Origin of the sequence: Kineothrix sp. IPX-CK, assembly GCF_039134705.1 — a bacterium.
Taxonomy (GTDB): domain Bacteria; phylum Bacillota; class Clostridia; order Lachnospirales; family Lachnospiraceae; genus Kineothrix; species Kineothrix sedimenti.
Genome location: NZ_CP146256.1, coordinates 4,330,061 through 4,344,483, shown reverse-complemented (window position 1 = coordinate 4,344,483; position 14,423 = coordinate 4,330,061). Strand labels below are relative to the sequence as shown.

The following is a 14,423-nucleotide window of genomic DNA, read 5'->3' as shown; positions in this document are numbered from 1 at the left end:
TTTGACAGAATACTGTTTGTTTATTCTGCATTTGTTGTTATAATAAAAGTACCATCGTTTGACAAGGTCACGCACGGTCGGATAAGACCTTGTCAAACGATGGTAAAGCGGTCTCGGAAGACAAGAACGCAATTGCAGAAAAATTGGGGGAAGATATTCATGAGAAGTGAAAAAGAAATGATGGACCTTATAATTGGAACGGCAGAAAGAGACGAACGCATCCGGGGAGTGTATATGAACGGCTCCAGAACAAACAAGAATGCGCCGAAAGATATATTTCAGGATTACGACATCGTATATGTTGTAACGGAGACGAAATCTTTTATTGAAGAGGAAAACTGGATTGACGTGTTCGGAGAGCGGCTGTACATGCAATTTCCGGAGAAGATGAGCGGTATATTAGGACATGAGTGTGACTTCGAGAATTGTTATGGGTATCTGATGCAGCTTGCCGATGGCAACCGCTTAGACCTTCACCTTATGACCATGGAATACAGTATAAAGGATATGGAGCGGGATAGGCTGTGTATCGTTCTTCTGGATAAGGATAAGTCATTTCCGCAGATTCCTCCTTCTACTGATGAGGATCACTGGGTAAAAAAGCCCACAGAGGAAGAATACTTATGCAGCTGCAACGAATTCTGGTGGTTGCTTAACAATATGGGAAAGGGTCTATGGCGTGGGGAGATAACCTATGCTATGGATATGCTGAATTTCCACGTCAGGCCGGAATTTATCAAAATGCTTTCGTGGTATGTAGGTATACATACTTATTTTTCCAGCAGTATAGGAAAATCAGGAAAGTATCTTTACAGATTTTTATCTCAGGATAAGATGGAACGGATACTGCTCATGTATCCGGCGGGGAATCCGGAAGCCATATGGCAGTCACTTTTTGAAATGTGTGACTTTTTTGATGCTCTGGCCAGGGAGGTCGGACGTGGGCTGGGGTATTCCTATAATGAAAGGGAAGCGCACAACAGCAGACTGTTTTTGGACTGCACCTATGAACTTCCCGGGGATGCCAGGGAAATATTGATGGTGCGAAGGATGAAAGAAAGTGACGTGGAGGAGATTGCCCGGATATGGCTGGAGGCCAATATCGAAGCCCATGACTTCATTCCTGAGGACTACTGGCTGGGCAATTATGAAGCGGTTAAAAATCAGTTATACGAGTCGGAGGCTTACGTTTATGAGGATCATGAGGGTATTCATGGCTTTGCAGGGATAAACAAGGGCTATCTTGAAGGCATCTTCGTGAAACGTTCGATGCGTTCAAAGGGTGTGGGAAAGGCCCTTATGGATATATGCAAATCGAAATATTTCAGGATAAACCTTCATGTATATTGTAAGAACAAAAAGGCCGTTAATTTTTACATAAGGGAAGGCTTTCAGATAAACAAGAAGTATGCGGGGGCACGAACGGATGACATAAAACCGGACTTAGCGGGATGTACCGAATTCGAAATGATATGGCAGAAAGAATGAAAGGGAGTTATAAATGATAAAGTATGGAAAAGCATTAGGCTTATGCCTCGCCGTATTGCTGCTGGCAGGCTGCGGAGGACCTTCTGCGGAGAAAATTGAGGAAGCGAGGAGCGTGTACACCGAGCTGGTAAACAGGCATAATGAAGTGATTGAGGCATATGCCGATGTGGAGGACGACTCCTTGGACGGAGAGCTGGATAGCATGGCGGAGCAAATCAACCTCATCGGACAGCAGGATGTGGAACAAATGTCGGAAGAGGAGCTGGATGCGATTATTGAAAAGCTGCAGGCGAATATAGCGATGTATGACGGTATTTTGGAATCTATCGGACAGATGGGGGAAATAGAACCAACGGATGATGCTGCCGGCATTTCGGTAACGATTAGAAACAATACCGGAGTGGATTTGAAAGAGGTCTATCTGTATAGAACTTCGGAAGAGTCTGAAAAGGTAAATCTGGCGGAGGATATCGGGGGACTGGGTGGCTTCGGCGTTCTCAGTATTGTTAATATCTATATGACGGGAGAAGAAACAGTATGGCATCTGGAAGCGATTGATACCGACGGAAACATTATAGAATCTGCGGATATAGGATTTGACGGTTACCAGAATAAAGAGGTAACGATAAATCTGGAGTACAGCTTCGATTCGATGGAAGGCTGGGTAGAGCTGGAGTAAAGGTGAGAGTCCTAGCGCAGCTGCGCGTGCGAAATAAAAGCTGTGCTGCCGAAGTATTGGACCAAGAGAGTACGAATCACACTTTTGTTCCTGCATATTTCAATAAAACGTAAGAAAAGTGCACAAATCCAGGCAGGGCATAATAGGGTAAATAAGACAAAAGTGGAAAAAGACGCAAAAAAAGGTAGTAAAATCCTATTTTCAGGGTAAAATATAAGTAGGACACTATGAACATTTTATTGAAGAAAAGAAGGGATAGCATGTTTGAGAAAGGAGAATACGTTGTATATGGAAATACGGGAGTGTGCAAGATTGAAGATATTACAACTCTCGATATGAAGGGCGTGTCGGAAAGCAGGCTGTACTATATATTAATTCCCCGCCATCAAAAGGAAAGCAAGATATTTACACCGGTGGACAGCGAAAAAACTGTCATGAGAGCGGTGCTGACAAAGGCGGAAGCGGATGCGCTAATCAATGCCATTCCCGACATCGAAGAGCTGTGGGTGGGCGATGATAAACAAAGGGAAGAAAAATATAAGGAAACTATTCGCAGCGGTGAGTGCAGAGACTGGATAAGAGTTATAAAGACGTTGTATGTCCGCAAGCAGAGGAGAATTGCCCAGGGAAAGAAAACAACGGTAATGGATGAAAAATATTTGAGGATGGCAGAAGATAATCTGTATTCGGAATTATCGGTTTCGCTGGCGATACCGAAGGAACAAATGCAGGAATATATTACTGATCGTATATTTGAGATGGACGTGCAGGAAAGTAAATAGAAGTTTTTATTAAAAAGTCTTGCGCATAGAAACAAAATATGGTAATATCCTAACTGTCGGTAAAATAAATATGTCCGGTTTCGGATATTACATGCGGGTGTAGTTCAATGGTAGAACACTAGCCTTCCAAGCTAGATACGTGGGTTCGATTCCCATCACCCGCTTTTTTTGTGCGTTCTTTTAAAAATTAAATAATATTAAGAAGTTATGAGCTGGAAAAGGCAGGTTATTTATGTTACGCTTAAAAAGTCGGCGATTTAGGGGGCATCGATCGCTAAATAGCATGATTTTTAAAAGGAGACGAAGCGTAATGAAGAAATGGACAAAATTTGCGGCTTTGGCGCTGTACCTTTGCTTATTATCCGGTACGGCGGCACAGGCGAGAGAGATTCCCACAGGAGGGATCGACTATTCCCCGGTGTTCGATGCGGAATATTATTACAATGCTTATCCTGATGTACAGAAGGCGGTAGGTCACGATGCGGATAAGCTGCTTACGCATTTCATAACCTCGGGCATGAAGGAAGGACGTGTAGGCAGGGCAGATTTCAATGTGCGGGCTTACATGAAAAACAACCTCGACTTAATTCCTGTTTTGGGGATAAAGGATTTGAGCGCTTATTATTATCATTATATCCAGTCGGGCAAAGCAGAAGGCCGTGCAGCAGCCCAAACGGGTACGCTGACGGATGTGAATGAGATTTCTTCATATTCCACGAAATACAATACGGACGAAGACAGAGCGGTAAATATCGAGCTTGCGTCCGATAGAATAAACGGCATGGTGATTCAGCCGAAAGAGACGTTTTCCTTCAGTAATTCCGTCCTTTCAAGAACCACGGAAAACGGATATAAGCTTGCGCCCTCTTTTGCCAGCGGGAGAGTCGTGACGAGCATAGGTGGAGGAATCTGTCAGGTGTCCTCGACTCTCTATGTGACGATGTTACTCTCCGCCATCCCGGCGACAGAGCGTTACACGCATTCCTTAGAGGTGGATTATGTACCGCAGGGGCTCGATTCAGCAATTGTGGAAGGCGCGAAGGACCTGAAGTTCAAAAACCCCTACGATTATCCCATATGTATCCATTCCGATGTGAAGGATGGCAATTTAACGGTAAGCATCAGCAAGGTGACAGAGTAATTAAATAGATAAAAAGTACAATGAAATTAATAATTAGAAAAAATACAATTAGTGGTTGACAAAACGGTCAGTTATATGTAAAATAATCAATGTTGACGCGTTAAAAGAGTACATTAATGCTGTTCATCATAGTTGTTTTACATTCGCGCGAGTGGCTCAGTTGGTGGAGCACGACCTTGCCAAGGTCGGGGTCGCGGGTTCGAGTCCCGTCTCGCGCTCTTTATTAAATACAGTGAAATAGCGGTTCCTGAGATTTTCGGGAACCGTTATTCTTTGTTCGAAATGGTTTTTTCTAAGGTTTTATTCTAAAGTTTTTATATTTTTCTCTTATTATCCATGATTGACAATCTTGTCCGCATAGTTATCAACTACAGTTTTTTGCATGTCCAAAGTAACATGTGCATAATTTGTAAGCACGGTTTTTATACTATTTCCCATAATTTCCGAGACTAGCTTTGGAGAACTCCTGGCTTCATTCGTATTTGGCGGGCTGATTCAGTTTCTGTGCCTCGGCCTCCAGCAGACCATTTAGTGTTTCCTCCACGCTCCCGCGGACTGATTCTTTCATTTGTCCCTTGATTATTTCCTCGTTTAACTGTACAATTTTCTCGGACATGGTTTGTAGTCTCCTTTCAGAATGGTGTGTGGCAACTTCATTCTACCAGAGATCTGCAAACCCTGTCTCTTTTTATATATTTTTCAATTTGCGCAACTTATTGTACCTTATCTATGAGGGGGTATGATGAAACAATAATTATTGTCAAGCAGATCATTAGCCCAATATTATAGTATTCGTATCGACAGTTTCTGCAACTTGGTTGTGCTGGAATCCTATATATTAAACATAGCCTCGTCAAGATTCATTGTAAGTAGACCATTCTTCTTTTGTCTCAAATACTGCATTATAGGTATGAAGTGCCGGAGCACAAACTGTAAACATTTTTAAGTCAATCGGCCCCGTGTTAACAACGTTAAACCATATGCCTGCGGGAACAAACGCTCCGAACCCACTATAGAAGAGTGACTGAAAATTGAGGCAGTTTTCACAGATTCCCATAGTTATCAATGCGCTGCCCTGTTCGATATAAAAGAATTGATCCGAATTTTGGTGTATATCCGGTCCTGTTTCGGAACCAATAGGTATGGACATCAGCGCAAACTGCATATTCCGGCTGGTCCACTTGGTGGCAAAGAAGAGATTGTTATTTATGGCTTCCAGTGCTAAGTTAGTGACAAAAATACTAGAGGTTTCACCCATGTTACCGGAATTATCGGGTGATACACCGACATTATAATCCATGTAATTACTCCTTGGAATTTCTTATATTACTATTCTATGTGCCTATAGGTGTAAAGTGTAAAATAATTGTCTGGAGTTAATACCAGCTTACTCTTGCACTGGTGCTAAAAATTGGAAATTAAAAATGCATTTAAGTGTAGAATTTTTTGAATTTACGGGTTAACTTTGGTTATATTCACTATTGCAAAATAGAACATATGTTCTAAATTAAGATTAACACATGTGGAGAAACTATCAATTAATTATCAGGAGGAAAAGATTATGGAAACTTTAAGCGGTGTATACGCTCCTTACATTGGAGCAAATGGAAATTGGTATGTAGATAATGAAGATACAGGAGTAAAGGCACAGGGACCGTCAGGCATACAGGGACCTACTGGACCGCAGGGATTAGCGGGTGGCAAAGGGGAAACTGGAGACAGAGGCCCACAAGGTATTCAGGGACCAGTAGGTGCGACTGGCGAACAGGGTCTCAAGGGAGATAAAGGAGATACCGGAGAGCAGGGGCCGAAGGGAGATACACCGGAACTTGTAGCAGACTTACAGACAACCGTAGCTGGCAAGGCGCTGGATGCGACAATGGGAAAATTACTAAATGATAAGATTAAAGCAAATACAGCTAACATTGATTCTTTAAATGTAGGAATAAGTAGTAAAGCTGGCCTTACTTCAAATTTGTATAGTGAAACACAAACTGTTACTAAGAAAATAGAACCAAGCATCACTTCTTATTCAACCGCACAATTTTCTTCGGCTGCGCCTATAAGCACTAATACATATACAAGAGCGTGTTACGCATTTCACAACGCCGGAGTAAATGGAGGCACATTGTATCTTGATATAGATGGTACATTAAAATTTAAATCAGCGGAACTGGATCCAAAGAGCCGGATAGAGAGCAATCTTTACCGGCTCTTAATTTAAGCAAGCAAGAAAGCACTGAGCCATATTTCGTTCTAAAATATTTCTAAAGTCAACTATGTTTTTACCTTATTATATGTTATTTGTAAAAACGAAAAAATCCAGTAAATACGATGTTTTTTGTTATTGTATATAATATAATTAGACTCAATAATACCTTGCCAAGGTTGGGGGCGCGAGTTCGAGTCCCGTTTTTTTACCCGTTAGCACAAAAAGAGCAGCGCAATGCAAGAACACTCTATGCGCCGTCTTTCAATGGAATATGAGAGGTGTTCAGATTATCGCGGTGCCCATGTATTATTATCTTCGTAGTAATCAAACCATTCTTGTGTTGTTCTGAAAACAGTGTTATAAGAATGCATGGCGGGGGCATAAATGCTGTACATTTTTAAGTCTGAATTGCCAATGTTTACGACATTATGCCATGTTCCGGCAGGGACGATTATGGCGTAGCCTTCATACACGTTTACTTGAATGTTGAGGCAATTATAGCAATTTCCCATGTAAGCCAATGCTTCACCTCTCTCAATATAAAAAAACTGATCAGAATTATAATGGACATCCAAGCCGGTTTCCGTATTCATGGGTACGGACATAAGTGCAAATTGCAGGTTTCTGCTGGTCCATCTTGTAGTATAAAAAAGAGTGTTATCTATGACCTCTTGCCGGAGATCTGTTATATAAGGGACGGAACCTCGATTTATATCATTCTGATTATAAATGGAGTTGCCGGTGTTAAAGTCCATGTGATTACTCCTTGAGCTTTCTTATAGTATTATTCTATGTACTTTGAGATGTAAAGTGTAAAAAAATGTCGAAAAGTTAGCAGGCTTAAGAGCACAAAAAATGCCCTGACATTTATCAGGGCACACTTCATTATCCATTATACATATTTTTTTATTACAAGTCTACTATTTTTTTTCTTTTTTTGTTACCATTGTAACAGTTGGGGGTGCTGTGAACGGAGTGAACAGTAACATGGGAAAAAATGGAGGACTAGTATGAATCAGAAAGGTCGGACGAAAAGATTGCCGGGAGTTACCCTGGAAGAAGAAACAAAAATGCTTTCAGATATTATTGCTATTGCAGACGAGAATTTGAACCGGACAAAAGCAGTTGTTCAGAATCTGGCAGATGAGCTGCATGAATTGAAGGAAGTATATGATGTGGAAGATAAAGAAGGTTTGGCGCTGTGGTTTAATACTGATGCCAGATTTCAGCAAGTCAGGCAGGAACTGCTCCGCATGGAGCGCAGCAGGAAAAAGCCGTATTTTGGAAGAATTGATTTTAGAGATAGAAATCTGTTGAAGCAGGAGTGTTATTATATTGGAAAGTCTGCGATCAGCAAAGAAGCCGCAGATTTGATTGTCATTGACTGGAGAGCACCGATTGCATCTGTTTATTATGAGAAATCTCTCGGAGTATGTACATACTCCGTAAAAGGAGAAGGAGCATTTGAGATAGATCTTTCCAGAAAACGTACCTATGAAATAGAAAATGATAGACTGAAGGACTTTTTTGATTCTGATGTAGTGGCAAATGACGAGTTGCTGACAAAATACCTTGCCAGAAATAAGCGGGCCGTTTTAAGCGAGATAATCGCCACGATTCAGCAGGAACAAAATGAGATTATTCGTAAGAAGCCACAGCACAATGTTATTGTACAGGGCGGAGCCGGTTCTGGTAAAACAACAGTGGCGATGCATCGCATTTCTTATATCCTGTATAATTACGACTTGGAATTCAAACCAAAGGATTTCTACATTATTGGCAGTAACCGCATCCTCCTGAACTATATCACGGGTATTTTGCCGGACTTGGATGTTTACGGGGCTTCGCAGATGACGATGGAACAGCTTTTTATACGGCTTCTGTATGAGGACTGGGATGAACAGAAGTTTACGTTAAAGAGCCTGGACAAGGGAGACAAAACGGCCTGTGTAAAAGGCAGTTTTTCCTGGTTCCATGATTTAGAAGATTTTTGTGAGAGATATGAGTGGAATTATATTCCGCGGGAGGATATCTTTGCAGAAAAAACCCGTCATCTATTGATGAGCCGGGCCATGATTGAAAAGCTGCTTAAGGAGTTTCATTTTTTATCGCTTCCGGACAAACTGGATAAGCTGACCGAGCACCTTATGGCAAAAGTGGAAAATGAGATATATGGAAAATACCATACCTATCCGCTGGAAGAGCAGAAGGCGCTTCTTCGGTATTATCAGACATATTTTGGAAAAAGAGAGTGGAAGGGTTCTATTTTTGAATTGTACGGCGACTTTTTGCGTGAACAAAATGTGAAGAGAAACATGAATTTGTTATCCGGAACAGAGTTCGATCTTTATGATCTGGCAGCACTTTCTTATTTGTACAAACGAATCAAGGAGACGGAGGTAATCCAGGAAGCAAGTCACGTTGTGATCGATGAGGCTCAGGATTTTGGTATGATGGTATATGGAGCGTTAAAATATTGCCTTAGTAAATGTACCTATACCATTATGGGTGATGTGTCTCAGAATATTTACTTCGATTACGGACTGACAGACTGGGAGGAATTGAGAAGTCTTATGCTTCCCGGAGAGTTTGATTATTTTGGGATCCTGAAGAAAAGTTACCGCAATACGGTGGAAATCTCAAATTTTGCGATCAATATCCTTCAACATGGAAACTTTCCCATATATCCGGTTGAACCGATCATCCGGCACGGAAGTGAAGTCCGGACTACAAGATGTGAGGATGAAGGACAACTGGTTTTGGAGACTGTAGGCACGATTTTGCAATGGCAGGAAAAGGAATATGAAACAATTGCGGTTATTTGCAGAGATGAAGAGGAAGCGGTAAAAGTATCGGAAAAACTGAGGAAAAGAGTGGCGATCCGCGACTTTAATTCTGAAACGGAGGAGTTTGGGAGCGGTGTAATGGTTCTTCCGATAGAATATGCCAAGGGATTGGAATTCGATGCCGTCCTTCTATTTAATGCGGACGATAAGAACTACCCGGCCGAAGATGGCTTTGCAAAACTGCTATATGTTGCAGCTACGAGAGCGCTGCATGAAATGGTGGTACTTTATTCGGGAAGGCTGACGGATTTGATTGGAGCTCCGGTATCGGAAGAGAAGAAGCTGAAATACCTTAAGGAGCAGCCAAAACCCATTGCTCCGTCCCAATTCGAGAGTCAACCTAAGACCAAAAAGGAGCTTGAGTTGGAGCTGGCATTGGATGGGAAGCGCGAAATGGAACTCCGTAACCGGATTGGCCCCAGAAGAATTGTGGTGCAGAATTCGGGAAACGAGAAGTCTTCTGAGAATATACAAGCAAAAGCCCCTGCGAGAATACGGCAGAAAGTCCGGGAGGAGTCCGGGAGCGGAGACATGGTAAGAAAAGCCGTCGTAAGAAAGGCGGCAATAGGAAGGACGGGGGTAGGAGAGTTCGGCGGGATGCCGGGTACCACCAGCTTAAGACCGCCAGGTCATTCTAATATTAATTTGTCTGTACGATGGGTAACAGGTAATAAAAGCTATCTTGAGCTGACTAATGCCTGCGGAGTGCTTCGGCTTACGCCGATTACACAAGATACCATCCGGGTCAGCTTTGCGAGGGAGACGCTGGAAAAGCTTGCGGATATTCCGAAAGAAATTGTGACGCAGCCAAGCCCCGTCTGGAATTTTAAGGAATCAAGGGACCGGGTAGAGCTGATGACCGGAAAGCTGCTTCTGCGCATTGATAAGAAAACAGGTGCAATCTCTTTTTGCACGGCAAAAGAAAAGCAACTTCTTTCGGAAAGTATCCGGCTTCCGAGACAGATAGAGAAATTACCCGGGAATCAAACATGGACTTATTTTAACTGGACCTCAAAAGAAATATTGAAAGCAAGAGGCGGATCCGACAATGAGTGGCTTGACCTCAAGGATACGGCAAGATATATTTCTTTCGGCGCAGAATCCGAAAGACCTGCCTGTATTATCTCGAACAACGGATATCAAATACTGATTCCGGCAGGCAGACGGGTAATGTGCTGTACATTACCGGTGTATGGTTCTTATTTATACACAGAGGGTGAAAAACAGATAGATTATTTTTTCCGGACTGCATTATAAGGATGTTGGATTCGAAAGCTTATCGGCATCGATTTTACAAAAAATCATGTCGCATTTATCCAATACACTTATTCGATATTGGTATATTTTATGTGTAAATAAAATATAAAGGAGATAAAAGTATAGTATGGATAACAGTGTCTTTGATAAAGCGAGAAAATGGATTTGTTATAATGCCAGGCCGATAGACAGGGCAAGATTTCGGTATTTATTTGAAAATGGCAGCCGGGAAGCCGTATTGGCGGCCCTTATCGAATATCAAAATGATGATGGCGGATTCGGACATGCTTTGGAGGCGGATTCCTTTAACCCGTTTTCTTCACCGATACAAACCTGGGCGGCGACAGAAATACTGCATGAGATATGCCTTGAAGAGAATCATCCTATCACTCGGGGGATACTTAGGTACTTGGAAAGCGGCAAGGATTTTAATGGAAAATGCTGGCTTAATACAGTGCCATCAAATAATGATTATCCCCATGCGTCCTGGTGGATGTATGACAATCAATCCTATGATACGATTACCTATAATCCAACCGCTGCATTGGCAGGCTTTGCTCTGAGCTTTGCCGGTAAGGGTAGTAATATTTATAAAAAATGTTATGATATTGTTAAGGAAGCGATTGTTTATCTGAAAGAAGCGGATCAGTGCGATGAGATGCATATACTTGCCTGTTATGTGAGGATGACGCAGTATTGCCGTAAGGCGGGTCTTGCCGATGAACTGTCAATCGATGAAGTCGAGAAGATTTTACAGCAGAAGGTAAATAAAATTCTGACATGGAATAGGGACACATGGAGTGACTCTTATGTATGTAAGCCATCTCATTTCTTCATGGATAAGGAGTGTTTTCTGTATCATAGCTTCGGAGAGTTGGCGGATTATGAATGTAATTTCATAAAGAATAAGCAGAATACAGATGGAACATGGTCAATCAACTGGCAATGGGAAGAATATTTAGAGCAATGGCATATTGCAGAAAATTGGTGGAAAGCTCATCTGATCATAATGAACCTGAGGTTTTTACAGGGATTAAGCGAAGAAGCACGGGTAAAGGTTTCTGAGACAGGAAAAGAATAAGTCTCCCCTGAATCAATAAACTGTATAATTATTGTAAAAATGAAAGGCGTTTATGGATGAAAACAAAAACAAATTCTGCACATTTTTGGCTTTTTCTCTGGGGACTGGGGCTTGCCGGACAGCTATGCTGGAATATTGAAAACCAATGGTTTAATACCTTTGTATACGCCAAGATTGCCAAGGACTCTACTATAGTTACCCTAATGGTTGTTACCAGTGCTCTGGTTACTACCTTTAGCACCTTTCTATTTGGTACTTTGTCCGACCGTATCGGTTCACGGCGTAAATTTATAGCATTTGGCTACATTGCCTGGGGAATTTTTACGATTGTATTTGGTTTTACAGAATTTTTAAATACAGGCATCGTTGCTATGGGAGCGAAATCATCAATATGGATTGCCTTTTTAGTAATTTTAATCGATAATATCATGAGTTTTTTCGGCTCAATGGGTAACGACTCAGGCTTTAGCGCATGGAGCAATGATTTGACCACAAACCAAAACCGTGGGCAAGTAGGAGCTGTACTTGCCTTTTTACCTGTAATCGGTACTATTATTGGTACAGTAGCAGGCGGTTTACTTATTGGCAGTGATGATAACTACAACCGTCTATTCTGGTGTATGGGCATTTTTGTAATTACTGCGGGTATTTTATCCTTGCTATTTTTGAAAGACAGTCCGACTCTTTTACCGCACAGAAACGGCACCTTATGGCAGCAGTTTACTGCTGTCTTCCGTTCCAAAGGATTGTTCACACAAAAAGAACTTCTTCTGGTATGTGTTACTACAGCACTATTTTTCATTTCCTTTAACATTTATTTTGTACATATGGGCAACTGGATGATCTATCGTATGGGCTTTGGCGCGGACAGCATGGGACTTATTCAGGGCATCGGGCTTTTGCTGGCATCTTTATTAGTCATTCCATGTATTGGACTGATTAACCGTGATAAGACACCGATTATCACATTTGCAGCAATTATCATTAACATGGCAGGCCTTTGGATTTTGGCATTGTTTATTCGTCCTGAAAATGTTGATACGCAAAAATTATTCAGCCCGCAAAATCTTCTTTTGTTTTTTGCAATTTTCCTGGCCGGTGCAGGCTACATACTTGTAGTGCAAAGTATGACAATGTGGGTAAAGCAGCTTTATCCTCAGGAAAGCCGTGGTCAATTTGAGGGAATACGCGTATTGTTTTTTACCTTGATTCCAATGATTATTGGTACGGTAATCGGAAATATTATTATTAAAAATGGAGCTGGAAGTATTGTCAATGAATATGGAATTACCGAAAACATTCCAACAGAAAGCATTTATCTATGGGCCGCGTTATTGCTGATCTTTCCCATGATACCTTTGCTGTTTGGAACAAAAGCTTATTATAAAAGAGTAAAGGAAGGCGCTTCGCAGAAGGGATCTGTGCATATACCAAAGTGAAAAGGCGACGCATCGGGAATATCCATGCGCCGCCTTTTCTATAGGGGTATGATGAAACAACATTTATTGTGTTGTACCGCCATTGTAGTAATTTTGGAGTCAAATATGAGTTAGCCTGATAATATAATATTTAGGTAAATGGATTTGGAAACTTGTTCGCACTGAAATCCTACACAATATTACATTTTTTATGAAATATAAAGAAAGGCTTCTGGCACCAAAACATGGAAAAGACTATACAAAGTTATAGCTTATCCATAAAAATGATGATATAATAAAGCCATACAGCCTATTGTGAAAAGCGCTTTGCTGAGCAAACTGGATATGTTTTTAAGACATATGAATGATGATAGATATATGAATATTTTTAAAATTATGGAAAGAAGTAAGGCGTCCGGTTTTGAGACTAGCGAAGGCTGGCGAACCGGAGGCCTTATTATAAAGGAGGACAATAAATGCGAGCATTATTTATAGGAGGGACCGGCACGATCAGTACGGCTATCTCGAGGCAGTTACTGGAGGAAGGACATGAGCTGTATTTGATAAACAGAGGAAACCGGGGCGGTGTACTGCCGGAAGGGGTGCATTCCATCATTGCGGATATCGCGGATGAGGAAAGGGTAGAAGAACTGCTTGGAGATATGAAATTCGATGTGGTAGCAGATTTCATCGCGTTTGAAAAGAGGCAGCTGGAAAGAGACTATAGGCTGTTCAAAGGAAGATGCTCCCAGTTCATTTACATCAGCTCGGCATCGGCCTATCAGAAGCCCTTGTCTGATTACCGTATTACGGAGGGAACACCTCTTTCCAATCCGTATTGGGAGTATTCCAGAAATAAAATAGAAGGGGAAGAATACCTTATGAAGCTGTATAGGGAGGAAGGCTTTCCAATTACGATCGTAAGGCCCAGCCATACATATGATGAACGTTCCGTTCCGGTTGGTGCGCATGGGAATAAGGGTAGCTATCAGGTCATCAAGAGGATGATGGAAGGAAAACCGGTCATCATTCACGGAGATGGAACCTCTCTTTGGACTATGACTCATAACAGCGATTTTGCCAGAGGATTTATAGGACTTATGAATAATATCCACGCTATCGGTGAAGCGGTGCAGATTACAAGCGATGAAAGTCTCACCTGGAATCAGGCATATGAAGCCGTTGCCAAGGCTTTGGGCGTGCCGCTTATTGCTATACATGTGTCATCGGAATTTCTGGATGCAAGCAGCGATGTATATGATTTCAAGGGCGGACTTATCGGAGATAAAGCGAATACGGTGGTATTCGATAATCAGAAGCTGAAACGTCTGGTTCCGGGCTTCACCGCAAAGGTGAGATACGATCAGGGAATCAGGCAGACGGTAGACTATATTTTATCGCATCCGGAATACCAGAGGGAGGATCCTGAATTCGATGCGTGGTGTGATGCGGTGGTGGATGCAATCACGGAAGCGGCTGAGAAGGTGAAAAGTGTGCTGAAGAAATAGCGTAAAGCTGT

11 protein-coding genes, 2 tRNA genes and 1 pseudogene are annotated in these 14,423 nt (G+C 41.9%); 11 read left to right on the top strand and 3 right to left on the bottom strand.

Annotation, left to right across the window (positions count from 1 at the left end; translation table 11 throughout):
• The first annotated feature begins 159 nt into the window (after window positions 1-159).
• The 6 genes from V6984_RS20560 (at window position 160) to V6984_RS20535 (ending at window position 4,308) form a co-directional block, all read left to right on the top strand.
• Window positions 160-1,488 (top strand): GNAT family N-acetyltransferase, encoded by a 1,329-nt coding sequence (locus V6984_RS20560; RefSeq protein WP_342757466.1) that lies wholly within the window; start codon window positions 160-162, stop codon window positions 1,486-1,488.
• A gap of 13 nt (window positions 1,489-1,501) precedes the next feature.
• Window positions 1,502-2,167, top strand: coding sequence for a hypothetical protein (locus V6984_RS20555; RefSeq protein ID WP_342757465.1), 666 nt, complete (start codon window positions 1,502-1,504; stop codon window positions 2,165-2,167).
• A gap of 260 nt (window positions 2,168-2,427) precedes the next feature.
• Window positions 2,428-2,949 carry a CarD family transcriptional regulator gene (locus V6984_RS20550; RefSeq protein WP_342757464.1) on the top strand — a complete coding sequence of 174 codons (522 nt, stop codon included), beginning with the start codon at window positions 2,428-2,430 and terminating at the stop codon, window positions 2,947-2,949.
• Between the two features lie 93 nt (window positions 2,950-3,042).
• Window positions 3,043-3,113, top strand: a tRNA-Gly gene (locus V6984_RS20545).
• A gap of 146 nt (window positions 3,114-3,259) precedes the next feature.
• A complete protein-coding gene (locus tag V6984_RS20540) occupies window positions 3,260-4,090 on the top strand; it encodes a VanW family protein (protein WP_342757463.1) in 831 nt (276 codons plus the stop codon).
• Window positions 4,091-4,235: 145 nt separating this feature from the next.
• Window positions 4,236-4,308: transfer RNA gene (locus tag V6984_RS20535), tRNA-Gly, on the top strand.
• Between the two features lie 257 nt (window positions 4,309-4,565).
• Here the strand turns inward: V6984_RS20535 and V6984_RS20530 are convergent.
• Window positions 4,566-4,706 (bottom strand): annotated as a pseudogene (locus tag V6984_RS20530) (IS256 family transposase); the annotation flags it as partial.
• Window positions 4,707-4,943: 237 nt separating this feature from the next.
• The gene (locus tag V6984_RS20525) at window positions 4,944-5,390 is read right to left on the bottom strand and encodes a cupin domain-containing protein (RefSeq protein ID WP_342757462.1); all 447 of its coding nucleotides are present in this window, start codon (window positions 5,388-5,390) and stop codon (window positions 4,944-4,946) included.
• Between the two features lie 261 nt (window positions 5,391-5,651).
• On the opposite strand from V6984_RS20525, the gene V6984_RS20520 reads away from it, so the two are divergent.
• Entirely contained in the window at window positions 5,652-6,314 is a 663-nt protein-coding gene (locus V6984_RS20520; RefSeq protein ID WP_342757461.1) for a hypothetical protein, read from the top strand.
• 275 nt (window positions 6,315-6,589) lie between these two features.
• Here V6984_RS20520 and V6984_RS20515 read toward each other — a convergent pair whose 3' ends face one another.
• On the bottom strand, window positions 6,590-7,057 hold the full coding sequence (locus tag V6984_RS20515; RefSeq protein WP_342757460.1) for a cupin domain-containing protein: 468 nt from the start codon (window positions 7,055-7,057) through the stop codon (window positions 6,590-6,592).
• A 255-nt stretch (window positions 7,058-7,312) separates the two neighbouring features.
• On the opposite strand from V6984_RS20515, the gene V6984_RS20510 reads away from it, so the two are divergent.
• The 4 genes from V6984_RS20510 (at window position 7,313) to V6984_RS20495 (ending at window position 14,412) form a co-directional block, all read left to right on the top strand.
• Entirely contained in the window at window positions 7,313-10,405 is a 3,093-nt protein-coding gene (locus V6984_RS20510) for a 3'-5' exonuclease (RefSeq protein ID WP_342757459.1), read from the top strand.
• Between the two features lie 127 nt (window positions 10,406-10,532).
• Window positions 10,533-11,486: a hypothetical protein gene (locus V6984_RS20505; protein ID WP_342757458.1), complete on the top strand. Its 954-nt coding sequence runs from the start codon at window positions 10,533-10,535 to the stop codon at window positions 11,484-11,486.
• Between the two features lie 56 nt (window positions 11,487-11,542).
• Window positions 11,543-12,925 carry an MFS transporter gene (locus tag V6984_RS20500; protein ID WP_342757457.1) on the top strand — a complete coding sequence of 461 codons (1,383 nt, stop codon included), beginning with the start codon at window positions 11,543-11,545 and terminating at the stop codon, window positions 12,923-12,925.
• A gap of 455 nt (window positions 12,926-13,380) precedes the next feature.
• Complete coding sequence (locus V6984_RS20495; protein WP_342757456.1) at window positions 13,381-14,412, top strand: SDR family oxidoreductase; 1,032 nt, start codon at window positions 13,381-13,383, stop codon at window positions 14,410-14,412.
• The last annotated feature ends 11 nt before the right edge of the window (window positions 14,413-14,423 follow it).